General features: G+C 47.9%; 27 protein-coding genes. 17 read left to right on the forward strand and 10 right to left on the reverse strand.

From position 1 onward, the window contains the following. Positions 1–48: 48 nt before the first annotated feature. From QUE60_RS04465 to QUE60_RS04485, 5 genes are read left to right on the forward strand one after another with little or no spacing between them, the layout of a single operon-like run. On the forward strand, positions 49–984 hold the full coding sequence (locus QUE60_RS04465) for a hydroxyacid dehydrogenase (protein ID WP_286227407.1): 936 nt from the start codon (positions 49–51) through the stop codon (positions 982–984). Next, positions 981–1991 carry an Ldh family oxidoreductase gene (locus QUE60_RS04470; protein WP_286227408.1) on the forward strand — a complete coding sequence of 337 codons (1011 nt, stop codon included), beginning with the start codon at positions 981–983 and terminating at the stop codon, positions 1989–1991. Before QUE60_RS04465 ends, QUE60_RS04470 begins: the two co-directional genes overlap by 4 nt. A 27-nt stretch (positions 1992–2018) precedes the next feature. Beyond that, positions 2019–2300, forward strand: coding sequence for an SAF domain-containing protein (locus QUE60_RS04475; RefSeq protein ID WP_108508403.1), 282 nt, complete (start codon positions 2019–2021; stop codon positions 2298–2300). A gap of 48 nt (positions 2301–2348) precedes the next feature. Continuing rightward, the gene (locus tag QUE60_RS04480) at positions 2349–3521 is read left to right on the forward strand and encodes a UxaA family hydrolase (RefSeq protein WP_286224676.1); all 1173 of its coding nucleotides are present in this window, start codon (positions 2349–2351) and stop codon (positions 3519–3521) included. Between the two features lie 44 nt (positions 3522–3565). Further along, positions 3566–4285 carry a GntR family transcriptional regulator gene (locus tag QUE60_RS04485; RefSeq protein ID WP_286227409.1) on the forward strand — a complete coding sequence of 240 codons (720 nt, stop codon included), beginning with the start codon at positions 3566–3568 and terminating at the stop codon, positions 4283–4285. On the opposite strand, the gene QUE60_RS04490 is transcribed toward QUE60_RS04485, so the two are convergent. Genes QUE60_RS04490 through QUE60_RS04500 form a run of 3 tightly spaced genes read right to left on the reverse strand, consistent with a single transcriptional unit; the run spans position 4282 to position 8793 of the window. Beyond that, a complete protein-coding gene (locus tag QUE60_RS04490) occupies positions 4282–5238 on the reverse strand; it encodes a dimethyl sulfoxide reductase anchor subunit family protein (protein WP_286224678.1) in 957 nt (318 codons plus the stop codon). The genes QUE60_RS04485 and QUE60_RS04490 overlap by 4 nt on opposite strands. Beyond that, the gene (locus QUE60_RS04495; RefSeq protein WP_286227410.1) at positions 5238–5888 is read right to left on the reverse strand and encodes a 4Fe-4S dicluster domain-containing protein; all 651 of its coding nucleotides are present in this window, start codon (positions 5886–5888) and stop codon (positions 5238–5240) included. Before QUE60_RS04495 ends, QUE60_RS04490 begins: the two co-directional genes overlap by 1 nt. Next, a complete protein-coding gene (locus QUE60_RS04500; RefSeq protein WP_286227411.1) occupies positions 5881–8793 on the reverse strand; it encodes a molybdopterin oxidoreductase family protein in 2913 nt (970 codons plus the stop codon). Before QUE60_RS04500 ends, QUE60_RS04495 begins: the two co-directional genes overlap by 8 nt. Before the next feature lie 421 nt (positions 8794–9214). Here QUE60_RS04500 and QUE60_RS04505 point away from each other — a divergent pair, with 421 nt between their 5' ends. Next, complete coding sequence (locus QUE60_RS04505; RefSeq protein ID WP_286224681.1) at positions 9215–9790, forward strand: HNH endonuclease; 576 nt, start codon at positions 9215–9217, stop codon at positions 9788–9790. Positions 9791–9825: 35 nt separating this feature from the next. Further along, complete coding sequence (locus tag QUE60_RS04510; protein ID WP_286224682.1) at positions 9826–10806, forward strand: DUF3108 domain-containing protein; 981 nt, start codon at positions 9826–9828, stop codon at positions 10804–10806. Between the two features lie 3 nt (positions 10807–10809). Here QUE60_RS04510 and QUE60_RS04515 read toward each other — a convergent pair whose 3' ends face one another. The 6 genes from QUE60_RS04515 to mltG are packed head-to-tail and all read right to left on the reverse strand — an operon-like array spanning position 10810 to position 15801. Next, positions 10810–11289, reverse strand: a complete 480-nt coding sequence (locus QUE60_RS04515) for an ion channel (protein WP_286227412.1) — start codon at positions 11287–11289, stop codon at positions 10810–10812. A gap of 59 nt (positions 11290–11348) precedes the next feature. Next, positions 11349–12062 carry an ankyrin repeat domain-containing protein gene (locus QUE60_RS04520; RefSeq protein ID WP_286227413.1) on the reverse strand — a complete coding sequence of 238 codons (714 nt, stop codon included), beginning with the start codon at positions 12060–12062 and terminating at the stop codon, positions 11349–11351. Then, on the reverse strand, positions 12059–12847 hold the full coding sequence (locus QUE60_RS04525; RefSeq protein ID WP_286227414.1) for a TatD family hydrolase: 789 nt from the start codon (positions 12845–12847) through the stop codon (positions 12059–12061). The genes QUE60_RS04520 and QUE60_RS04525 overlap by 4 nt, the downstream gene beginning before the upstream one ends. Positions 12848–12858: 11 nt before the next feature. Beyond that, a complete protein-coding gene (locus QUE60_RS04530; protein WP_286227415.1) occupies positions 12859–13998 on the reverse strand; it encodes a DNA polymerase III subunit delta' in 1140 nt (379 codons plus the stop codon). Positions 13999–14051: 53 nt separating this feature from the next. Then, on the reverse strand, positions 14052–14687 hold the full coding sequence (gene tmk, locus QUE60_RS04535) for a dTMP kinase (protein WP_286227416.1): 636 nt from the start codon (positions 14685–14687) through the stop codon (positions 14052–14054). A 4-nt stretch (positions 14688–14691) separates the two neighbouring features. After that, on the reverse strand, positions 14692–15801 hold the full coding sequence (mltG, locus tag QUE60_RS04540) for an endolytic transglycosylase MltG (RefSeq protein WP_286227417.1): 1110 nt from the start codon (positions 15799–15801) through the stop codon (positions 14692–14694). Between the two features lie 58 nt (positions 15802–15859). Between mltG and ygfZ the strand changes: the two genes are divergently transcribed. The 10 genes from ygfZ to QUE60_RS04590 are packed head-to-tail and all read left to right on the forward strand — an operon-like array spanning position 15860 to position 23050. Beyond that, positions 15860–16792 carry a CAF17-like 4Fe-4S cluster assembly/insertion protein YgfZ gene (gene ygfZ, locus QUE60_RS04545; RefSeq protein WP_286222953.1) on the forward strand — a complete coding sequence of 311 codons (933 nt, stop codon included), beginning with the start codon at positions 15860–15862 and terminating at the stop codon, positions 16790–16792. 17 nt (positions 16793–16809) lie between these two features. After that, entirely contained in the window at positions 16810–17667 is an 858-nt protein-coding gene (locus tag QUE60_RS04550; RefSeq protein WP_286222954.1) for an NRDE family protein, read from the forward strand. Further along, complete coding sequence (locus QUE60_RS04555; protein ID WP_286227418.1) at positions 17646–19136, forward strand: protein adenylyltransferase SelO; 1491 nt, start codon at positions 17646–17648, stop codon at positions 19134–19136. The genes QUE60_RS04550 and QUE60_RS04555 overlap by 22 nt, the downstream gene beginning before the upstream one ends. Before the next feature lie 21 nt (positions 19137–19157). Further along, positions 19158–19568: a peptide-methionine (R)-S-oxide reductase MsrB gene (msrB, locus tag QUE60_RS04560; protein ID WP_286224793.1), complete on the forward strand. Its 411-nt coding sequence runs from the start codon at positions 19158–19160 to the stop codon at positions 19566–19568. After that, positions 19565–20116, forward strand: coding sequence for a septation protein A (locus QUE60_RS04565; RefSeq protein WP_286227419.1), 552 nt, complete (start codon positions 19565–19567; stop codon positions 20114–20116). The genes msrB and QUE60_RS04565 overlap by 4 nt, the downstream gene beginning before the upstream one ends. Continuing rightward, entirely contained in the window at positions 20113–20391 is a 279-nt protein-coding gene (locus tag QUE60_RS04570; RefSeq protein WP_286227420.1) for a BolA family protein, read from the forward strand. Before QUE60_RS04565 ends, QUE60_RS04570 begins: the two co-directional genes overlap by 4 nt. Before the next feature lie 28 nt (positions 20392–20419). Continuing rightward, on the forward strand, positions 20420–21211 hold the full coding sequence (locus QUE60_RS04575) for a peptidylprolyl isomerase (RefSeq protein ID WP_286227421.1): 792 nt from the start codon (positions 20420–20422) through the stop codon (positions 21209–21211). A gap of 1 nt (position 21212) precedes the next feature. Beyond that, positions 21213–21596 (forward strand): lactoylglutathione lyase, encoded by a 384-nt coding sequence (gloA, locus tag QUE60_RS04580; protein ID WP_108508422.1) that lies wholly within the window; start codon positions 21213–21215, stop codon positions 21594–21596. 23 nt (positions 21597–21619) lie between these two features. Then, complete coding sequence (locus QUE60_RS04585) at positions 21620–22813, forward strand: GNAT family N-acetyltransferase (RefSeq protein ID WP_286227422.1); 1194 nt, start codon at positions 21620–21622, stop codon at positions 22811–22813. A 3-nt stretch (positions 22814–22816) separates the two neighbouring features. Further along, complete coding sequence (locus QUE60_RS04590) at positions 22817–23050, forward strand: DUF1289 domain-containing protein (RefSeq protein ID WP_286222961.1); 234 nt, start codon at positions 22817–22819, stop codon at positions 23048–23050. Here QUE60_RS04590 and QUE60_RS04595 read toward each other — a convergent pair. Next, on the reverse strand, positions 23047–24654 hold the full coding sequence (locus tag QUE60_RS04595) for an ABC-F family ATPase (RefSeq protein WP_286227423.1): 1608 nt from the start codon (positions 24652–24654) through the stop codon (positions 23047–23049). The genes QUE60_RS04590 and QUE60_RS04595 overlap by 4 nt on opposite strands. Between the last annotated feature and the right edge of the window lie 25 nt (positions 24655–24679).

A 24679-nucleotide genomic window follows, 5' to 3' on the forward strand; every position in this document is an offset into this window, starting at 1 on the left:
GATCGGCCGCCTCTTGCAAGAGATCTAAGTCATCTATATGATATGGATATGTCTAATATTTTCATCTCGGAATTCATTACGAGTCAAGCCCTAGAAACCCTTAAGGCTCGGCATACAGTTATTTATCAGCCAGATGCCTATCAAGACCCAAAGCAAATGGCTGATTCCTTGGTCAGCGCCGATGCCTGGATTGTCCGAAATCTAAGCAAAGTATCCAAGGACTTGGTCGATGGGGCCAAGCAATTGAAGGTGGTTGGTCGCTTGGGCGTTGGTCTAGAGAATATTGATTTACATGCCTGTGCTGAGCGAGGGGTTCGGGTGATTCCGGCCACCGGTGCGAATGCTGAGTCGGTAGCCGAGTATGTGCTTGGTACTGCGATGGCACTCATGCGCTCGTATCGCGAGGCCACGTTAGAAACTCTCGCAGGAAAATGGCCCAGACCGACTTACTCCAAATGCCACGAAATTGCTGGTAAAACAATTGGCATCGTCGGATTTGGGAGTATTGGTCGTGTCGTTGCTGAAAAAGCACTCGCGCTGGGAATGCGCTGCATTGCCTACGATCCCATCATTAAAGAATCCTCTATTGCCATAAAGGGTGGGGATGTCGTAATGCGCTCGCTATCGGAAGTACTTGCAAACAGCCAAATTGTTAGCCTGCATCTGCCATTACTCCCTGAGACTAAGGGCCTATTCAATCAGGATTTGCTCAACCAGATTCAAGAAGGTGCTTATCTAATTAATACAGCTCGTGGCGGCATTGTGGATGAGCTAGCGCTCGCACAGTCTTTGAAATCCGGCAAGCTCGGTGGAGCAGCGCTAGATGTGTTTGCGCTTGAGCCCGCAAAGGATCTGGGTCATTTTATGGGTGTGCCGAATTTAATTCTGACGCCACATGTAGCAGGCGTCACCGAAGAAAGCAATGATCGTGTGAGCACCATGATTGCCCGAGAAGTGAATCTATTTTTGGAGAAGAATACGTGAGTCATTCATTTCAGGAGCTAGTACAACTTGCTTATCAGGGCTTATGTGCCGCTGGAGTTAAACATGAGGCAGCAGCAGATACCGCCTTATTTTTAGCCTTAGCAGAGATTGATGGATTAGCCTCTCATGGCCTAGCACGGGTTGCACAGTATTCGGGGCATGCTAAACATCAGCGAATTAATACTCAAGCAGTCATTAAGACGCATCCCTATAAATCTGCGGCAGCATTGGTTGACGGTCAAGATGGTCTTGCATTTCCTGCGCTGAAGTGCGCAACAGATCTTTCAGTGAATCTTGCACATCGCTATGGCGTTGGCTTGGTGGCAATTAAGAACACCCATCATTTTGGTGTTGCGGGTCACTATACAGAAGCCGCAGCTAGAGCTGGATACATCTCGATTTTGCTCGGTAATACCCCTGCGGCAATGCCGATGGCTGGCGGCACCAAAGCGGTCTTCGGAACCAATCCACTGGCTGCTGCCTTTCCAGTTCAGGGCAAGGATCCTTTGGTCATTGATATGTCACTCTCTGCAGTGGCGCGAGGCAAATTATTAGTGGCATCCAAAAAAGGGGAGTCAATTCCATTGGGCTGGGCTCTAACTGCTGACGGCCAGCCCACCACCGATCCGAATGAAGGTCTTAAGGGTTTAATGGTTCCGCTCGGTGGTGATAAAGGTGCGTTATTGGCACTCATCATCGAACTACTTGCAGTTGGTTTATCGGGAAGTCAGTACTCGTATGAAGCTGATAGCTTCTTTTCAATGAAGGGTAATAAGCCACGATTAGGTCAGCTCATCATCACGATTGATCCTGGTCTGCCAGGTAAGGGTGTCTACCGTAATCGTATGCTTGACTTACTAAACACCTTTGCAAGTGATATGGGTGTGCGATTACCTGGACAGCGTCGCTTTGCCGTACGCCAAAAGGCAATGAAGTCTGGGGTTATGGTCAATGAAGCAGTATTGCAAGAGATTCAGAATGGCATTCAAAGCCGTTGGAATAGTTAATAAGTCAATCTTTAAAGGAGAGAAAGCATGATTCACTTTGTCGTACATGAACCCGGAGATGTGGTGGGTGTCGTAGTAGTGGAGGGCGTGAAAGCCGGTAATGACCTAACAGGGTGGGTGATGGACGGCGATACCACCCTGAACATTAAATCCGAGAGCGATATTCCGATTGGTCACAAGATCTCATTAAAAGATTTAAAGGTCGGTGATACCGTGATCAAGTACGGAATTGATATTGGCAAAGTAGTCGCCCCAATTAAAAAGGGCGAACATTTGCACGTTCAAAACGTTAAGACAAAGCGCTGGTAATCGATTAGCCAACTGATTAACTAATTTTTTGATTGAGAGAAAGAACAAATGATTGATTTGAAAAAAGCGACCTTTATGGGATATCGTCGTGAAAATGGACGGATGGGTATTCGTAATCACGTAATTATTTTGCCCCTTGATGATTTGTCGAATGCAGCCTGTGAGGCGGTAGCAAACAATATCAAAGGCACCATGGCAATCCCACATCCTTATGGGCGTTTGCAGTTTGGTGCTGATCTGGAACTCCATTTCCGTACCCTGATCGGCACTGGCTGCAATCCCAATGTGGCTGCAGTTGTGGTGATTGGAATTGAGCCACAGTGGACCAATACCGTAGTTGAGGGGATCAAGAAATCAGGTAAGCCTGTTGAAGGATTCTGGATTGAAGGCAATGGTGATACAGCGACCATTGCTGCTGCAAGTAAAGCTGCCTACAAGATGATGAAGCACGCATCGAAGTTACAGCGTGTCTCTGCACCCTTGTCTGAGCTCTGGGTCTCTACCAAATGCGGTGAATCCGACACCACCTCAGGTTGCGGTGCCAATCCGACCGTTGGCAATGCCTTCGATAAGCTCTATGACATTGGCTCTACTTTGGTGTTTGGTGAAACCACTGAGTTAACCGGCGGTGAGCATCTAGTAGAAGCGCGTTGCCGTACCCCTGAAATCAAAGCGAAGTTCAAGCAAGTCTTTGATCGTTATCAGGACGTGATTGAGCGTCACAAAACCAGTGACCTTTCTGACTCACAACCAACCAAAGGAAATATTGCCGGTGGTTTAACGACGATTGAAGAGAAAGCTCTAGGTAATATTCAAAAGATTGGTAAAAAGTGCATGATTGATGGCGTATTGGATAAAGCCGAAACCCCGACCGGTAAAGGTTTGTACTTTATGGACTCCTCATCAGCGGCTGCTGAGATGGTGACCCTATGTGCAGCCGCCGGGTATGCAGCCCATTTTTTCCCAACCGGACAGGGCAATGTGATTGGTAACCCCATTCTTCCAGTGATTAAGCTATGCGCGAATCCAAAAACAGTGCGTACGATGTCTGAGCACATTGACGTCGATGTTTCTGGAATCTTGCGCCGCGAGGAAAACATGGATACCGCCGGAGAGAAATTATTAGATTGCCTCTTGCGAACTGCGAATGGCGAGCTAACCGCTGCTGAGATTTTGGGTCATCGCGAGTTTGTTCTCACTCGCTTATACGAATCGGCCTAATTTGTCCCATGGGCCATTCAGACGTCTGACTGGCCCGGATTGGTATGAAAGCAATTACTGCGTATCAAGAAGTAAAACAGAAGATCACGGGCGATATCGTCCGTGGTCGTTACTTTATGGGCGAGGCCCTGCCTGCTGAAAAGGAGTTGGCAAAAGAGCTGAAGGTATCAATTGGCACGCTCCGCAAAGCAGTGGATGAGCTTGTCTCAGAAGGTATTGTGATTCGACGGCAAGGGAAGGGCACCTTTATTGCCGAGCATGACGAACAGCGCTTGCTGTATTACTTCTTTCATGTGATTAAGCATGACGCTGACCACAAAAAATATCCAACGGTTGAATTAGTCTCGTTCCAAAGTGCAAGCGCAAATAGCGAAGAAGCAAAAAAGCTTCAACTAAAAGAGGGTTCGCCAGTATGGCGGATTATTAATCGCCTCTCACTAGATGGTCAATGCGTCATTGTCGATCGACTTACGCTTAGCAAAGAGCGATTTCCAACCTTGACTCGAAGTGCTTTTCAGCATCGTGAGGGCAGTATTTATCAGTTATATCAGGCCCAATATGGACAAGTGGTTGCGCGAACCAGTGAGCGATTACGAGCCGGTGCAGCAAGTAAACAAGATGCTGAATGGCTTCACTTAAAGGCTGGTGACCCCGTAATTGTGATTCGTCGTCTAGCGATTGGAATGCAAGACGAGCCGATTGAGTGGCGAGTCTCAACCCTAAATACCCAGCATTACGAGTACTTCAGCGAACTAGGGACTTAAGCAATACGCTGGTAATACAGATTTTGTGGGTGGTTGGATTCAGCAAAAAATAGCCAGCGCTCTGCAATTAGACCAAGCAGATGCACTAAAAACGCTACGATAATTAAATTTAAGCTAGCTTGACTTGCCGCAAATACCAGTAGGGTGACAGGAAGCAGATAAGCCCCAAAAAATGCCAGCTTGCGAACATTGGCAACAAAGAAATTCGATTGCTGATGAAAGAACTCACGCGTATTAAAACTACCACCCATCATCCCCATTGAAATTTGTCGAACGGGGCCTTGCTGGATTCCGGTCGCCGACTGCAAGGTTGATTTTGGCTTAAGGCTGCGATTTCGTTTCCAGATCCAAAGTTTCAGAGTGAGTGATAGCAACAATAAGAATCCGGTAAAACCAGTCACACCAGCAATGTTTTGAGAGGTGACGATAGCTTGTTCAGGGAGCCATGCTGACCAAATGGTAAATAGGGTCATTAGCAAAAACCATCCTGAAGCAAACCCAAGTGCAATGAAATTAACCATGGTCATCGGATGGGCCCACTCTTGAATAAACCGAATGCATTGGTAAATCATGGCAGTGCACACCCATAGAAGAACTGCAAAAATACCGAGTAACAACCACAGCCAATTGGGAATCGCACCCATTTGCCAGGAGTAAATATAGGCTAGAACTGTGAGGGCGATGAAACTTGGCAAAACTAACACCTCACGCGAGAGCCAGGAAGTTCTCCACATCAAAATGGCGCGCCATGCACGCTCTGGGTGTCCCAGATGAAAAAATGAGGCGAGCAATCCACCAGCCAATAGCAATAGCACGATTGGAAAAGCCAGGTAGTTCATGAAGTGACTGGGTAATGGATCACCTGCTAGATGCAAAACGAGAAGACTCATCACCATACCCTGAGCCATACCGGCCATACCGGTAAAGAAGATGAGTGAGAAAGCGGGATGCATTAGTTTTCTGCCTTTACAGCCGCAATGGTTTCAGTAATCGAACGGGGCAAGTAGTGATTTGCTGGTTGGGTCTGCCATTCAGGCATTAAACCGTATCCGCCTCGTTGGGCAATCACCTTACTGGCATCTGACTCTGGATCATGTACATCACCAAAGATCCGAGCGCTGGTTGGACAGGCTAAAACGCAAGCTGGCTTACGCTCTGACTCTGGTAGGGTCTCGCTATAGATGCGATCGACACATAAGGTGCATTTGGTCATCACCTGCCGGTCCTCGTCGAGCTCACGAGCTCCATACGGGCAAGCCCAAGCACAATACTTACAACCGATGCACTTGTCATAATCAACCAGCACAATGCCATCTTCTTTGCGCTTATAGCTAGCTCCGGTTGGGCAAACGGGCACGCATGGTGGATCCTCACAATGTAAACAGGATTTCGGGAAATGCACGGTCTCCATTTTTGGAAATACACCAGCCTCATACGTTTGGACCCGATTAAAAAAGGTGCCGCTGGGATGAGCGCCGTAAGGATCTTGATCGGTCATCGGGCCAGCTGATCCCTGCGTATTCCATTCTTTGCATGAGGTAACGCATGCATGGCAGCCCACGCACACATTTAAATCAATTACGAGTGCTAACTGTTTACTCATTCGGCTTCTTAATTTCGTACGATGATAGTTTGAGCATGCCAGGAACTTCTTTGGCTTGTGCCGCTGGCCAAGTGTCTAAATTTTCACTTGATCCAGCAGGGGATATCTTGACGCGCACATCGTACCATCCCGCTTGACCAGTAATCGGATCTGAATTGCTGACACGGAAGCTGCCCTCGCGTGTGCCCATGGGCAGCTCTTCGGTAATTAAATGATTAAGCAGGAAGCCCTTCTTAGACTCATCCGCATTAGGATCAAGATGCCATGCGGATTCTGCTTTACCAATGGCATTCCAAGTCCAAACAGTCCCCATTTCAACAGCCTGGGTATGACGGGCCATGCAGCGTACTTTGCCCCATTGGGATTCCACCCAAATCCAAGCGCCGTCCTCAATACCATGATCAATGGCCGTAGCTGCATTAATAAACAGGAAGTTATGACTGTGGATTTGTCGTAACCAGGCATTTTGTGAGTCCCACGAGTGATACATCGCCATCGGCCGTTGCGTAATGGCGTTGATGGAGTACTCGTCTAAATTAGTAACCGCATCCTCCAAAGGTGGATACCAAAAGGGCAGCGGATCAAAAAATTGGATGATCCGTTCTTTGAGGTGATCCGGCGGTACGCGACCGGGGCGTTGGCCTTTGGCAGCCAGTCGAAACTGTTGAACGATATCTGAATACACCGCCAAAATAATCGGATCGTTCTTTTGGCGTAAGGCGTTGGCTTTGGCAAAGTCTAAATAGCCTTGGTTCCAGTTACGCATGTATTGATGTTCGGGGGGCATGCTGTAGTGAAAAACACAATTATTTTCTTGGTACCGCTCCCATTGGTTGGGATTCGGTTCACCACGAATACTTTTATCACCATCCTTGCCGCGCCAACCCATTAAGAACCCAATACCTGAATCGGGTGCCGTCTGGAAGTTGGTAATGAAGTCGGGATAATCCTTGAACTTTCTTTGTCCATCCGCGGTTGTGAACGCAGGGAACTTTAAGCGGGAGGCAAGCTCAATTAAGACATCTTGAAAAGGTTTGCATTGTCCGGTCGGCGGCAAAACTGGGATACGTACTGAATCGCATGGCCCGTCAAATTCAGAGATAGGGCGATCCAACATACTCATTGCATCGTGGCGCTCAAGATAGGTCGTGTCAGGAAGCACGAGATCAGCAAAGGCCACCATCTCCGATTGAAATGCATCACAAATCACAAGAAATGGAATCTTGAACTGTCCATTTTCATCTTTAGCATTGAGATGCTGTCTAACTTCCATGGTGTTCATCGTGGAGTTCCATGACATATTGGCCATGAAAATCATTAAGGTATCAATCGAATAGGGATCGCCTTTGACAGCATTAGTAATAACGTTATGCATCAATCCATGAGCGGCTAAAGGGTGCTCCCAGGTATAAGCCTTGTCAATACGTAAAGGCTTACCATCCTGATCAAGTGCCAGATCTTCTGGGCGAGTTGGCCAACCAAGCGGTGCTTTTGCTAATGGGGTATTGGCTTGAATATCGTTTTCAGAAGAGGGCGGTTTGATGTTCGGAGGAATCTGGCGAGGGTAGGGGGCTTTATGACGAAACCCACCTGGACGATCAATGGTGCCGAGTAGAGTCATTAATACAGCTAAGGCACGCGTGGTTTGAAAGCCGTTGGAGTGTGCAGATAAGCCACGCATCGCATGAAATGCCACAGGCCGTCCGGTTACCGATGTATGCTGCTGACCAAAGGAATCGGTCCAAGCAATTGGTAATTCAAATGATTGCTTAAATGCGGTGTGCGCCATTTCCTTGGCCAGTAAGCGAATGCGTGCCGCTGGAATCGAGGTAATTTTCTCGGCCCACTCGGGCGTGCAAGTCTTAACTTGACGACGCAATAATTCAAATGCAGGCGCAACCCGCTTGCCCTGATGGGGGCCGGGACCCATGACATACTCGCCTGATAGGGCAGGGTCGACATCATTTGCAAAACAGGCTTTTGCAGCATTGCTTTTGATGTCCCAAATGTATTTGTTATGAGGAATGTCGGTATTAATTGGATCCGACTCAGGATCAAATAAAAATAATCCTTCTTCAGGACCCGCATCAAGACAAACCAACTGCGATGAGTTGGTATACCGCTTTAAGAATGGATGATCGACTTGATTGGATGCAATTAACTCATGCATCAAAGCCATGAATAGCGCGCCATCAGTACCCGGTTTAATTGGAATCCATTCATCGGCGATCGCTGAATAACCAGTTCGTACGGGATTAATTGAAATGAATCGCCCACCATTGCGCTTGAACTTCGACAACGCAATCTTCATTGGATTGCTATGATGATCCTCCGCAGTGCCAATCATCACAAATAATTTGGCCCGCTCTAAATCAGGACCGCCAAACTCCCAAAAGCTACCGCCAATGGTGTAAATCATGCCCGCGGCCATATTGACCGAACAAAAACCTCCGTGGGCTGCGTAGTTAGGAGTGCCAAATTGACGAGCAAATAAGCCTGTAAGAGCTTGCATTTGATCGCGTCCAGTAAATAGTGCAAATTTTTTGGGATCGGTTTCTCGGATACCTCGTAAACGATCTTCCAAAATACTAAAGGCTCGTTCCCAAGAGATTTCTTCAAACTCCGATTGGCCGCGCTCTGAACCTGGCTTACGTAAGAGTGGCTTCGTGATCCGCGCAGGGGACTTCTGCTTCATGATGCCCGATGCACCCTTGGCACAAATGACCCCCTGATTCAGCGGATGATTTGGATTGCCATCAATATAGACCAGTTCGCCATCCCGCAAATGCGCTCGGATGCCACAGCGGCAAGCGCACATATAGCAGGTCGTGGTTTTTACCTCAGTCGCCGGGTTTTGCGAATGAATCGGATCGTGAACTGGTTGGGAGGATAGGAATTTGAACATGCAGCGACTTATAGTTATCTCTGAATTGTAGCGACATTTCAGTGAATTCACAGGTATTACAGCACCATTTGTTTTATAAATTCATGATTGAAATCAATGATTTGAAGATATTCTTGGATAGTTACCGTAAAGCTCATTTTATGAGCCTTTAATGAACCACAATGATCTCTCAAAACAAGGAGAGTGTCATGAAAAAACTATCGGAATGGATCGTTTGGTTGGTATTCGCAGAGCGTCCTGGGGAGTGGGGTCGTAAAGAATGGGTTTGTAAACGATTTGAGTAGAAACCAAGCTCTTTCCAGCAATTACTCATAAATCCTCTGGGGGCTTGAAAAACGTCATCTTTTTATAGGAAACTTAGACTATATTAAGAGTTATCAGGCGTGCCATGGCGCTAAGACCATGACAGAGAGGAGGAGTGGTGCTCAGCATTTTGAAGTTGGATGCGGGCGGTATCCCCCAGTGCTGGATAGATGCTGAGGATGCAACCCGACATTATGCGGATGACAGCGTTTCATGGACGCTGGGTGAACCTGTCGCCATCATGCGTGGTGGCATCTCTCGTTTAACCGGCCAACAATCGATCATTGAGCTGCACTCCATCATTGCTGTTAAGGGCTCTGCAAAAATAAATTTGTTTGATGTGGTTCCAGCCATCACGAAACGCAAGCTCTATCGACGTGACCGCGGCCTATGCGCCTATTGTGGCTGCCGAATCTCAGAGCACGATGCTGAAGCAGAGCATATTGTTCCCAACAGTAAAGGCGGTAGCTACACCTGGATGAACCTAGTTGTCTCATGCCGTCCTTGCAATCAACGCAAAGGTAATCGTACGCCCGAGAGAGCGGGGATGAGCCTTCTCTACGCCCCTTATACGCCTAGTTTGTACGAAGATATGATTTTGAAGGGCAGAAATATTTTGGCAGATCAGATGGATTTTCTGGCTGCCAATCTGCCGAAGGATAGCCGCATCTTGCAAGACCCATTTTGGGTCTAATTGATTGCAGTAGCAATCGTTCGTTGAGTCTTTTTATGAATGGTTTGCGCTTACTCAAACCGCGTACGATTGTGCTGTTTGCAATCACCATATCGGTATTGGTCCATCTTTACATATTTGTTGGGTTTCCCAGTTTTTTATTCTCTAAGGCGGCTCCATTAGAAGATGTGACCGTCGCCGAGCTGCGTGTCGAGCCTGTTAAAAAAGTTCAGTTAAGTAAACCGGCCGCACCTGAGCCAACCGTGCGGGATCAAAGCTCAAACGCAGTGGGCGATGGCGCGATCATTGAGTCCGATGGCGGGAACGGCGCAGGGCAAGTGGAGCAAGAAGGTCAGGCTTTTCGAGTTCCCGATCCTGGTATTTATTACTACGATGCCTATCTCGATGGCCAATACTTGCAAACGGCTTCAATCGAGTGGCAATTTGATCCAAAACTTGGCTATCGATTATTCATCAATATTCCCTATGCATTTGTTGGGCCATTTATCTTTGAATCCCGAGGAAAGATTGATGCCTACGGATTGGCCCCTGATTTTTATGTGGAGCACCTTGGGAGCCGGCCAGCACGATTTACCCGATTTGATCGCGATGATAAGGGGGGAGGGAAGTTATTCTTCTCTCAAAAGCCAGATCAATTAAAAGATATTCCACCTGGCACCCAAGATCGTTTCAGTCTCATGATGCAGCTTGCATCACTACTAGCGGGCAATGATCAGATTGATGAAAAAGGTACCGTGCGAGAAGTTCCAATTGCTAATTTGGATACAGTGGAGACCTGGCGCTTTCAAAGCCAAGGTGAAGAATTATCGGATGCAGTATCGACTCTAGGACCCACGGTCCTGCGGCACTACAAGCGCTTACCTGTCAAGGAGATGGACCACAAGCGCAGAAATGACATATGGTTAGTGAAAGATTTTGGCTGGATACCGGGTAGGGTGCGCCTGGAAAATGAAAAGGGTCGAACCTTTGAACTATTTCTAAAGCAAGTCGACCCAATTGCAGATTTGCCCAAGTAAAACTTATTTGACTGTTTTCTTGCGGATAATCTGACCAATCATATTAAAGAGGACCGCCCCAGACATCGAGGCAGCAAATATTCCGCTAAAGGCAACAACGATCGGTAGAATTTTCCAGTTATCCGGTAATGGAAAGCTTCCATACCCAACCGTGGTGTACATCTCGCCAGCAAAGTAAAAGGCGTTGGTATCGACCTCAAAAATCTTCAGTGCAATTAGTGCGTAGGACCACACCACAATATCGACCAAATGGGTCATTAATACCAAGCCAACAGCAATCATATAAAAAGGGATCGACAGCCAGAACATTTTCCGGTTGTCCGCCCAGTCAATCAACACTTGGTAGATCTTGCCAATTAATAGGATTAGTAGCGCATGGGCAACCAACATAGCAATTGCTGTGACAAACACTACAGTTAGCTGATCGGGGAGGCTTTCGCCAACTTGCTGGGCTAGGGTAAAAAAGTTTGGAAGCTCTGCCATCGCTATTGAATGCTATATTTCTTATTTGACATAATAATGATTATACGCAAATATGATATTTAGCCCTTAGGCTGGGATTCCACGGCTACAGGCTTTGGACCCCCCTCATATTTGGTTTTATAGAGCTTTTCCCAACGCGAACGCAGACCTCTCGATATCTCTTCTTGATTGAATAAATCTGCAACATCAATGGCACTAAAGCCTTGGTGATTGCGGATTTGCAAATCAGCGCCACGATCAAGCAATAGTCTTACTAGCTGAATATTCCCAGATCGCACAGCCATCATCAGTGGCGATGTATCACTATCAGACAAGGCGTTTACCTGAGCACCTTTATCCAACAGAAACTCCGCAACTTGCAAATGACCATTAGTACAGGCGTAATGCAGTGGCGTCCAACCCGTTTTATTAATCGTAGCGGCCCGCTTATCAACCAGGGTCTTAACCTCAGGTAGCAGCCCATAAAGCGAAGCCATCATTAGAACGTTTTCACCCGAGAGGTTCGGTTGGTCGACATCCAAATTCTTAAGAGTAAGAAGGTAATCGAGGGTGGTACGCGAGTTCTCTCGCACTGCGTAAACCGAGATCGGATTGCCACCGCGAACGAGCAAATTGGGGCTTACGCCGTCTTGTAGGAGCCTTTTCACTTGCGCAAGGTCGTCAAATTGGACAGCGCGCGCCATTCGATCGGCCTGCTCTTGAGATTGGGCAATAGCAAAACCTGAGATAAAGCTTAGGACGGTAAGAGCAATAAAACTGCGACGTAGCATCATGAATAACTTCTATTTAATTGAAAACATTGAAAAAAATTATCTGTAGTTTGCTTGGCAATGCGCTCAACTGATTCACCACGCAATTGAGCAATATAGCTCGCCACATGCGCTACCCAGGCAGGTTCATTGGTTTGGCCGCGGTGCGGTACGGGAGCCAAATAGGGTGAATCGGTCTCAATGAGCAATCGGTCTAAAGGCAAGGCCTTACAGGTTGCCTGAAGATCCTTGGCATTTTTGAAGGTCACAATTCCAGAAAAAGAGATATAAAACCCAAGCTCAATCGCTGCCTTGGCCACTTCATAAGACTCCGTAAAACAATGCATCACGCCACCAATTGCATCAGCGCCCTCCTCTCGCATGATTCGCAAGGTATCTTCTGAGGCCGAACGCGTATGAATAATCAAAGGCTTTTTAGCTACTAAGGCAGCGCGAATATGAGTCCGAAAGCGTTCGCGTTGCCACTCCATTGAGTCATAGGATCGATCACCCATTCGGTAGTAATCAAGCCCGGTCTCACCAATCGCAATGACTTTATCGTCTTTGGCTTCCTCAACTAAAAACTCAAACGTAGGCTCAGGAGTTTCCTCGTAATCCGGATGAACACCAACCGAGGCAAATAAATTTGGATAAGTGTGGGCGAGTTGCTTCACCTTGGGAAAATCTGGAATGTCTACGGAGATGCAAAGCGCATGACTCACATTGGCGCGCATCATATTTCCCAAAACCTCGGGAAGGCGATCTTGGTATTCTGGGAAGTCGAGATGGCAGTGCGAATCAATAAACATAACAACTAATTTTAGTCTGCAAAGAGCTGTTGATATTGCAAGAGCATCGATTCCATTTGAACCCGTGTGGACAAGGGGTGATTCTCGTGACGACGAGCGAGCGTTAGGGTTGACCACAATCGCTGAGCTTTTGCCAATTGCAGTTGGGACGCTAGTTGCCCGATGAGTTGGGCGTGCCGGCGGTAGTAGCGCACCTCCCCTAATTGGCGAGACAATTGCAAATCAAATAGCCAGCGTTGCATACACATTAATAAAGCGGAATACGGGGCTTTTTGAACCTTCTCTGCACATTCCAAGTAAGCAATCTGAGGCCCTTTGCTTAAAGCCTCCAACAACACTCTCGTGGCATGGATGGCAAGACCAATGCCATCCTTATCATCGCCGAGATGCCTTACCAAAATCTGATCCTTTGCGCTTAGCGGTGCACCCGCATGCTCATCGATCGTAGCTTCCAGTTCCTCGGTTCGAACCGTATCCGTTAGTAATAATTTCAGCTCAGATTGCAACCAATCAAGCGCCACATCCCGACTTGGTTTTGGTAAGGCAATCAGTTGGCAACGTGACCGTATGGTTGGTAGCACACGATCAATGCGGTCGCTCACCAGAATAAAAATTGTGTCGAGATTGGGCTCCTCCAATGATTTGAGCAAGGTGTTGGATGCATCCTCTCGCAAACTTTCTAAGGGATAAATTAAAATGATGCGTTTGCCACCCCGGTGCGAACCAATATTGATGCCCCCAAGCGCCCCTCTCACATCGTCAATTTTGATGAAAGGACTCTCTTTCTTTCCATCGCTATCGTCTTGGCTCTCAGAGGCTGCAGGGTCGATTTTTGGGCTTCCTTCCAGTTCAGCTTGGACCAAGCGCCCTTTTAAGCTTTGCGGTAGTAAAGCAATAAAGTCTGGATGATTTCCAGTATCAAACCAACGGCATGCCTCGCAAGAATTGCAAGGCTTATGCCCTGTTGAGAACAAATCAGCCTCACACAGCAGCGCCTTAGAAAGCCAGCGGGCAAAATCAAATTTACCTATGCCCGGCTGCCCATGAAACAAAATTGCCTGGGGGGTTGCCTCCAAATTGAATGCTTTACCAAGCGCATCAAACCATGGCAATAGCTTCACTGATTCATGATGAATATTTTCTATTGGCATGGATTTTAGAAAAAACTTATCATGAAATTATTAATATAAATCAGTAATTTGCATCAGTAATTCAACTGAATTTCTGATAATTGCTTCCAGATCAGCTCTTGCGATTGCCGTGCATCAATCACCATAAAGCGGCCGGGATCGGCCTTAGCACGTCGCAAGTACTCATTGCGAACGTTCTCAAAAAAATGCAGATCCAAGCGTTCAAACTTATCGGGGGTTCTCGCCTTCGAGCGACGCTGCTCCGCAATCTCGCCAGGTAGGTCAAATAAGAGCGTGAGGTCCGGCTGTATCAATTCAGCCCCCCTCCCCTGCACCAGAGTCTCAAGTGTATTTAAGGTATCGAGACTTAAACCCCTTCCACCCCCCTGATACGCAAAGCTGGCATCGGTAAACCGGTCCGAGATCACAATCTTGCCAGCCTGTAAGGCGGGCTCAATAACCTGAGCTAGGTGCTCACGTCTAGCGGCAAACATGAGCAAGGCTTCAGTCTCAATATGCATCGGCTCTTGCAATAAAAGTTGCCTGAGTTTTTCACCCAAAGGGGTGCCGCCTGGCTCACGAGTAAGCACAACCTCATGATTGGGATAGCGCTGCCCCAAATGCTTGGCAAAGGCTTCAAGGTGAGTACTCTTCCCAGCACCATCGATACCCTCGAAGCTAATAAAAAAACCAGGGCGATTGATATTCATAAAGTTACTTTACCGACTTGGTCGACGATTGGGCAGGCATGCGCTGATAGCGATCAACCGCAGCCTCATGCTCTTTTAAGGATGCGGAAAAATGACTGCTGCCATTGCCCCTAGCAACAAAATACAGTGCATTGGTGGGAGCGGGTTGCGCAGCGGCAATTAGCGATTCTTTGGAGGGTATTGCAATCGGGGTTGGAGGTAAGCCATAGCGCATATAGGTATTGTAGGGAGTATCGCGGCGTAAATCGGTTTTTCGGATATTGCCATCAAATCGTGGGCCGATTCCATAGATGACCGTTGGATCAGTTTGCAACATCATGCCCTTTCTGAGCCGATTATGAAATACCCCAGAAATTAATCCACGCTCAGACGCTTGGCCAGTTTCCTTCTCAATAATCGAGGCGAGGATCAGTAATTGATACGGACTCTTTAAGACCCGATCATTCGGCTGGCCCTGCAGATAAAGATCCCATGCATTCGCTAATTGCTTTTGCATACCCACATACGCACGTTGATAAATACTCGAATCCAAATCATCGGGATCAAATACATAGGTGTCTGGAAATAACCACCCTTCTGCACTCGGCTGCGTTAGCCCTAAGAGCTTAGCGAGCTGAGCATCACTGAGCGAATTCGTTTGATGAGTTAGTGCTGGGTGCGCATCAATTGCTGCCCGAACCTGCCATATGGTCATGCCAGGAATAAGCTTCACAACCTCCCGAACTCGATCGCCCCGAGCCATTTGCAGCAGTATGCTGCCCAAGCTTGCATTGGCCGGAAACTCATAAGTGCCGGGCTTTAATGATGAAGCGACTCCAAGGGATCGAGCGCCGATTTGGAAAACCAAGGCAGGAACCCTAATTCCCTGGTCTTGCAGCTGGCTTGCGATCTTTGAGACCCCGGATTTCGGTAACACCTTAAACCGCACGGCAGCATCTTCTACCTTGGCCTGGCTGGACAAAGCAGATTTGGGTGGCACCACGCCCCATGTGAATAAAGCAAGGTAATACAGGCAAATAATGCCCATGAGCGATACAAGACCAATGCCCAGTAACCGTTTACTTAGAGCCATGGCAAGAAATAAGGAATTCGATGATTTAGAAAGTTTTTGCACATAGCACTATGATAAAAGGCTAAGGAACTGACATGACCATCATCGATCAAGCAACACTATGAACTCACTTGCTATTTGCCGCTTACCAGACTGGGGCTTGATTCTGGTTGAGGGATCTGATGCAAGTTCATTTTTACAAGGTCAGTTAACGAATTCAGTGCTCGGGTTAACCACCACCCCCACCGGAGCAATTGCTCATGGAAGTTCAGCCGCCCGATTGACTGGATATTGCACGGCAAAGGGTCGCTTACTCGCCTCTGCATGGATTAGTTTGCATTCATCCCAAGCAGTAACGCAATATGCTTTATTTGTCTCACGCGATCTTGCTGCGGCATTTGCAAAACGACTGAGCATGTTCGTTTTGCGTTCCAAGGTCGTGATTCGTGACGTCAGTGATGATTGGCTCGTATATGGCTCTCTTGAGACTATTGAGGGGCTTCTCCCTCGCCTTCCGGCCGATGCAATTGCCTTAGCGATGCAATCCCCCAGTGACACAAATCCTACAAAGCGGATTGTGTTTGCCTCCCAAATGACAGTCGACGCCCAACTCAATTCACGCGAATGGAATACAACTGAAGTAGCCAGTGGCATTCCCCGAATTGTGGCGGCTACGCAGGACCAATTCGTTCCTCAAATGGTGAACCTGGAATCCGTGGGTGGGGTCGATTTCAAGAAAGGGTGCTACCCAGGCCAAGAAGTCGTTGCTCGCAGCCAATATCGAGGGGCGATTAAGCGTCGCCTCTATTTGGCTAAAGCACAAATTCCTTCTGAGTCCTGCCCGCCAGCGACCGAGATTTTTCATGAAGAGGATCCAGGCCAGCCGGCCGGAATGATCGTGCTCTCAGCACCTAATTCGAATAACCCTGATTGGGTGGATCTTCAAATTGAATGCAAATCAGAACTTGCGCAAAGCGGCAAACTTCATCTTGGTGACGCTAGCGGCCCCAGTCTGGAGCTTGGAAAACTACCCTATTCTCTAATCGAGATTTAATCAGGCATAGTATTGATATGTGCCTCATTTTATTTGCCTGGAAATCGCACCCAAAATACCCATTGGTGGTAGCTGCCAATCGGGATGAGTTCTACGAGCGCAATACCACTGGCATTGCTTGGTGGCCTGAGCATCCAGATGTATTGGCCGGTCGAGATCATGCTGATGTGATTGGTAGTCCAGGCACCTGGTTAGGGCTCAATCGGCAGGGGCGTTTTTCTGCACTTACGAACGTGCGCTCACCCAGTGAGAAAAAACCTGATGCGAGAACCCGAGGTGAGCTACCCTTTTTATATCTTACGAACCCAGATAAACCCAGCCACTTTATTGAGAAGCACAGCAAGCGCTTTGATCAGTACAACGGTTTTAATCTATTGATGGCTGACCTGAGTGATCCGAGCGATGCTCAAATGCACTGGGTGAGCAATCGCGTGGTGATGGGTAAATCCGTGCGCCCCCGCAAAACATTTCCAAGTCAGCCACTAACTCCAGGCGTCTATGGGCTATCGAATGCCATGCTCGATACTCCATGGCCCAAAGTGAATCACCGGATTGCTGCGTTTGCTCAAACTCTAGCCATGGATGCTGGCGGCTTAAAAAATGCCGATGCCTATCTCCATGTATTAGCCGATGACCATCAGGCACCTGAACGTGAACTTCCAAGCACCGGTGTTAGTTTGGAATGGGAGAAAGCGCTTTCCTCGGCTTTTATTCGGACCGAACATTACGGCACGCGTTCAAGCACAGTATTGCGAGTTCGTAACGACGGTAACTATGAGATGGTGGAGCGGCGCTTTGATGCCAAGGGCGTGATTGCACACGATGTGATTACCGGAAATTTAATTGGCTCCGCTTGGGCCAATTACTCGGTGTAGCAATGGCTTTTCCCTTACAGGGTGACAATACCTGTCAATCAATTGCACCCACACCCATACCAGAGCCCTATTGGGTCGGATTCTCATCTTTGCTCGGACAAGAGCTCGGTATTGCCCTTAATGAATCTGGTCTTCCTGCCGACCCACTTTGGTTGGATGTCTTAAGTGGTAATACATTAGCTACCAAAGAACATGCTTTTTCTAACCCAATCGCCACAGCGTACAGCGGTCACCAATTTGGTGTCTGGGCTGGGCAACTGGGCGATGGTCGCGCTATCCTTTTGGGCGATATTGGTCCTTATGAGATTCAATTAAAAGGTTCGGGCATCACCCGCTATTCGCGCATGGGGGACGGCCGAGCCGTATTGCGTTCATCCATCCGTGAGTTTTTGGCTAGTGAGGCCATGCATGCTCTTGGCGTACCAACTAGTCGAGCTTTAGCGGTGACGGGATCCAAAAAACCAGTCATGCGAGAGACCCTTGAAACTGCAGCGGTCTGTACGCGCTTAGCCCCCAGCTTTCTGCGCGTAGGTCATTTTGAGCACTATGCGGCTGCGCGCCAAACCGAGCATCTCCAGCAATTGGCCGAGTATCTTCTCGATAGCCATTACCAAGAGTGCAGAGATGGTGATGATCCTTATCTTTCATTATTCTCAGCGATTAGTCGTCGTACTGCTGAGCTTGTGGCACATTGGCAATCCTTGGGCTTTTGCCATGGGGTTCTCAATAGTGACAACATCAGCGTTTTGGGACTTACGATCGATTACGGCCCCTTTGGAATGATGGATCGCTTTCAAATGGATCACATCTGCAACCACAGTGATTCGCAAGGAAGGTATGCCTATCATCGCCAACCACAAATCATGCATTGGAATATGGCGTGTTTGGCAGGCGGCATATTGCCTTTATTGGAGAAGAGGTATTCAACCGAAGAGGCCCAGCAGAAATTACAAACTGCGCTCGAGCAATTTCCAAACCAATATCGTGAGGCTTGGTTACGGCGCTTTCGAGCAAAGTTGGGTTTGCTTGAAGAACACGCCAATGATTTCGCATTAATTGAGAACTTGCTGGAATTGATGCATCAGAATCGCGTGGATTTCACAAACACATTCCGTCTTTTTGCTCAGGTTCAATCGCAAGCCGATGATCAAACCAATCCATTGCGCGATCACTTCATTGACCGCCAAGAGTTCGATCAATGGATGCAATCTTACTTGGATCGACTAAAACTTGAACGGCTGTCTGATCTTGATCGACAGAGTGCCATTCTCAATATCAATCCGAAATTTATTTTGCGTAATTACATGGCACAGCGCGCCATCGAACTCGCCCAGCAGGATGATTTTTCGGAAGTCCAAAAACTCCTCCAGATCCTCGAAAATCCGTTTGCAGAACAGCCAGAGCATGAAGCTTACGCTACCCCTCCCCCCAAAGAGCTCGAGGATGTTGTCCTTAGCTGCTCCTCTTAATCCTTCTTTACAATCCAATCTATGACTAAAAGTGATGAGCAATACCGTCAAGAGCTATCGGAGATTGAGTATCGGGTAACGCGCCAAGCGGCAACCGAACCACCCTTCTCGGGTCGGTACTGGGATCATTGGGAAAATGGTCTCTACCGTTGTGTCTGCTGTGGCACGCCATTATTTGTATCAAGCACCAAATTTGATGCCGGATGCGGTTGGCCAAGTTATCACAGCCCCGCCAATCCTCAGGTTATTAGCGAACATCGTGATTTGACGCATGGCATGATCCGAACCGAGGTCCGTTGCTCAAACTGCGATGCCCATCTTGGACACGTCTTTGAAGACGGTCCAGAGCCTACTGGACTGCGCTATTGCATTAATTCTGCGTCATTGCGCTTTGAGCCAAGTCAAAACGCCACCCTCAAGCAATCCTCATGAAAAAATTTCTCTTTGACCTATTCCCGGTCATTCTCTTTTTTGCTGCATTCAAGCTCGCCGATATCTATGTAGCAACTATCGTGGCAATCATTGCAACCATTGCCCAAATTGTGTGGCTTTATTTGCGTTGGCAAAAAATTGAGGGCATGCAGTGGGCGAGCTTAGTGCTCATTGTTGTCTTTGGTGGTCTCACCATACTGTTAAAAGATAAAACCTTTATCCAGTGGAAGCCCACCGTCTTATATTGGTTATTTGCAGCAGTGCTCTTCTTTAGCGCCCAGTTCTTTAAGAAAAATTGGATTGAGAGCCTCATGGGAAAGCAAGTGACTTTGAAACCCGGTAGTCCACGCTCAGTCTGGATTAAGCTCAATCATGCCTGGGCGGCATTTTTCTTCTTCATGGGTGTTCTGAACCTTTATGTGGCCTATACCTTTTCTGAGGATGTGTGGGTGAACTTCAAACTCTTTGGTGGCATTGGTTTGCTTATTCTCTTCATCATTGCCCAAGGACTGTGGTTAAGTCGTCATATGGAGACGGACGAAGCATGATGACCAATCAAGAGCGTATTGCCGCATTTCAGTCTAGCTTGCAAAAGCAACTCCAGCCATCTCATCTAGTCATTGAAGACGAGAGTCATTTGCATGCTGGTCATGCGGGTGCTGCTGGGGGCGCAGGTCACTTTCGGATCAGGATTACTGCGCAGGCATTTACGGGTCTTAACAGCGTGGCACGTCACCGCTTAGTATATGGTGCATTGAAAGGGTTCATGCCGCACGAGATCCACGCACTGGCCATCCATGCACTTGCACCAAATGAGTCATAATTCCTCTTTTAGCTTCTTTATTCTCTATATGCGTCTGACCAAAAAAATCATCTTCGTCTGCTCTATCGGCTTCATGAGTACCGCTGTAATGGCTCAAAATGCAGCGATTGTGAACGGCAAGCCCATTCCCAAGGCGCAGCTTGATCGCCTCATTAAAAATTCAGGGCAATCTGCAAGCGATCCAAAAATTCGTGAGCAAGGCCGTGAACTTCTCATTACCCGTGAACTGATTATTCAAGAATCGGATAAGCGCGGCGTGAGTCAAAAGGACGATGTCAAAGATCAAATTGAGCAGGCTCGTTTGGGAGTATTAGTAGCAGCCCTGTTTGATGATTACATTGATAAAGGCGGCATTACCGAAGAAGATTACAAAACGGCATATGATTCCATTAAGAATCAATTTGGCGGCAAAGAATACAAAGTACGGCATATTTTGGTAGAGAAAGAAGCCGATGCCAAAGCTCTTATTGCCAAGATCAAGGCCGGTGCAAAGTTTGGCGATCTGGCCAAGGCTAACTCCAAAGATCCCGGCTCTGCTCCTGAGGGTGGAGAGCTTGGTTGGGTAAGCGATAAGGCACTCGTTCCTGAGTTTTCTAAGGCAATGACCTCTTTACAAAAAGGTCAGATGACCGATAAGCCAGTGAAGTCCCAATTTGGCTGGCATATTATTCAGCTCGAAGACGTACGTGATGTGAAGATACCCCCAATGGCTGAAATCAAGGAACAGTTAAAGACAATGTTGATGCAAGATCAGGCCTGGCAAAAGGCTAAGTTCTCTGAAATGATGAAGAAGATTCGCGAGAGAGCCCGGATTGAGTAAGATGATTTTGCACACCATGCTGCGCGTGGGCGACATTGCCCGCTCGGTTGATTTCTACACCCGGGTATTAGGTATGAACTTATTGCGCACGACCAATCGCGAGGAGCAAAAGTACTCCCTAGCCTTTGTGGGATTTGGGCGTGGTAATGAGGATGGGCAGGCGGAGATTGAGCTCACCTACAACTACGGCGTGAGCACGTATGACCACGGTAGCGCATACGGTCATATCGCAATTGCTGTCCCCGATGTTTACAAGGCATGTGAGGATATTGCTGCTGCTGGAGGCACGATTACTCGTCCTGCCGGCCCAGTTCAGGGTGGCAAAACCTTAATTGCCTTCATCACCGACCCCGATGGATACAAGATCGAACTGATTCAACGCTGATTGGATGCACTTGGCTGATTTATATGCAAGCTAAGTATGAGGTTCGGGTTCTAAATCAAATTTCGGATGTCCCACAGCAGGCATGGGACTCAATCCTCCCGCCCACTGCCGGCCCCTTCATGCAGTATTCATTTGTGAGTCTTTTAGAGAAAACCGGTTGCGTGAGTGCAGAAACGGGATGGCAGCCATCGCATCTGGCGCTCTATGAAGCTGATAGTGACGCGCTTCTTGGCGTATTGCCTCTCTATCTCAAAACTCACTCCTATGGAGAATATGTCTTTGATTGGTCCTGGGCAGAGGCCTATACCCAAGCAGGGCTTCCCTACTTTCCAAAAGCACTGAGCGCCATCCCATTTACTCCGGTTACCTCTTCGAGATTATTAGCCCGATCAACTGAGCATCAAGAAGCCCTAATTACCGGTTTAAAACAATTGGTTGGCGAGCTAAATCTATCATCTGCCCACCTTCTTTTTCCTGTCGAAGAGGAGGCAAAGCTTCTTAGTGAGGCGGAATTCTTAAAGCGGGAGTCGGTGCAGTTTCATTGGCATAACCATGGCTATCATGATTTTGAGTCCTTTTTATCTACCCTCACCATGAAGCGTCGCAAGAATATCAAGCGTGAACGTAAGCAGGTACAAAGTGCAGGGATTACCTTTGAACACCTTCCCGGAGAGTTAGTCACCGAGGAGGATGTGCTGTTCTTCTATCGCTGTTATCGCAATACCTATCAGAACCACTACTCCACTCCCTATCTAAATCAACTCTTTTTTCAGGAGTGGGCGCAGCAGATGCCCCGTAATCTTCATTTGATCGTGGCCAAGCGTGAAGGCCGCGCAATTGCCAGCGCTCTATTGGTCGTTGATCGTGAACAAAGTAAAGCCTATGGGCGGTATTGGGGGTGCGTGGAGCAACATCCCTGTCTGCATTTTGATACCGCCTTCTATCAAGCAATTGAGTATTGCATCCGCGAGGGAATCCAAACCCTGGAAGGTGGTGCGCAAGGTGAGCATAAGATGGCGCGAGGGTTTATGCCAACCAGCGTCTTCTCATACCACCATCTGAGTGATCCACGCTTTGCTGCTGCAGTGGCACGATTTCTGGAGCGTGAACGTCAAGGGATTGGCCTATATCTTGATGAATTAGCTGAACATAGCCCCTTGCGCCAAGACCCTAATTCAAGCAGCCTCGGCAGGATTGAACTTGATGCATTAAAGTAAGGCATGAGCTCAATCAATAACGGTGCTAATTCTTTGGGAATCGGCGATAGCGATTCTGATTCCCCATGCATTGGGATCTGCTCCACCCTCTTTGACGAGATCTGCAAGGGTTGTGGTCGCACCGCCCTAGAAGTCAGCAACTGGGTCTTCATGAGCCCCGAAGAGAAGCAATCGGTCTGGGTTCGTATTCAGGCAGAAGGTACTGCCATGCGCTTTACCCGCGAGCAAAAATCTTAACCCGCAAGTTCCTGGCTTCGCAAATACTCCTCATAGGTGCCGGAGTAGTCATTAATCGTGCCATCAGGTTTGATCTCCAGAATCCTATTTGCTAAGGCTGAAACAAACTCGCGGTCATGGGAGACAAAAATCAGAGTGCCATCGAATTTCTCAAGGGCGATTTGTAAACTCTCAATTGACTCCATATCCATATGATTGGTTGGCTCATCCATTGCGAGCACGTTATGCTTTTGAAGCATCAACTTACCCCAAATCATGCGCCCCTTCTCGCCACCCGAAACCACCTTCACCGATTTACTGATCTCATCGCCTGAGAATAAGAGGCGCCCCAGAATCCCGCGCACGACCTGATCGTCATCACCTGGTTTGCGCCATTGGGTCATCCACTCAATGAGGTTCTCATCTTTAGGAAAGCATTCGCTAGTATCTTGCGGCATGACACCCACATTGGCATTCTCAGCCCACTTCACATCCCCAGTATCAGCAGCAATGCCATCAAAGCGTTTACTCAGAATGGTTTTCAGTAAGGTGGTCTTCCCTGCGCCATTCTGACCAATAATCGCGATCTTCTCACCCGGACGAATCGCAATCTTGAAGTTCTTAAAGATCACCCGATCAAACTGTTTGGTGAGCGCATTACACTCCACTGCCATATTGTGTAACTTCTTCTCAGTTTCAAACCGTATAAATGGGTTCTGGCGCGATGAGGGCTTAATATCAATCAGCTCAATCTTCTCGAGTTGGCGCTGGCGTGAGGTCGCCTGTCTAGCCTTTGAGGCATTGGCCGAGAAGCGACTCACGAATGCCTGAAGTTCAGCCATCTTCTCTTTGGCCTTGGCATTAGCCGCCATTTGCTGGGCCCGTGCCTGGGTGGATGCCAACATATAGGAATCGTAGTTGCCAGGATAGACCTTCAGCGTACCGTAATCCATATCGGCCATATGCGTGCACACTTCATTTAGGAAGTGGCGATCATGCGAGATGATGATCATGGTGCTATTGCGTTGATTCAGAATTTCTTCGAGCCAATGAATCGAATGAATATCTAAGTTATTGGTTGGCTCATCAAGCAGCAACACATCTGGATCCGAGAATAATGCCTGAGCAAGCAAGACACGCAATTTCCAGCCCGGTGCAATATTGCTCATCGGGCCATTGTGTTGCTCTAGTGGAATGCCAATCCCAAGCAGCAACTCGCCAGCACGTGCTTCAGCGGTATAGCCACCAAACTCGGCATACTTGGCTTCGAGCTCAGCCGCACGCATATATTCTTCGTCAGTGGCATCAGGGTTGGCATAAATCGCATCGCGCTCTGCCGCCGCTTGCCACATTTCGGCATGGCCCATCATCACTACATCGAGCACCCGAATATCTTCATAGGCAAATTGATCTTGACGCAACTTTCCTAAACGAATATTGGGTTCAAGGCTGACATTGCCAGCCGATGGCTCCAACTCTCCGCCAAGGATTTTCATAAAGGTTGATTTACCACAACCATTGGCGCCAATTAAGCCGTAGCGATTGCCGCCACCAAACTTGACCGAGATGTTTTCAAACAGGGGTTTTGCCCCAAACTGCATAGTGATATTAGACGCGTTTAACACAAGAACTTTCTCAATAATGATGCCG

The sequence above is a fragment of the Polynucleobacter sp. HIN11 genome (assembly GCF_030297675.1).
Lineage (GTDB): Bacteria > Pseudomonadota > Gammaproteobacteria > Burkholderiales > Burkholderiaceae > Polynucleobacter.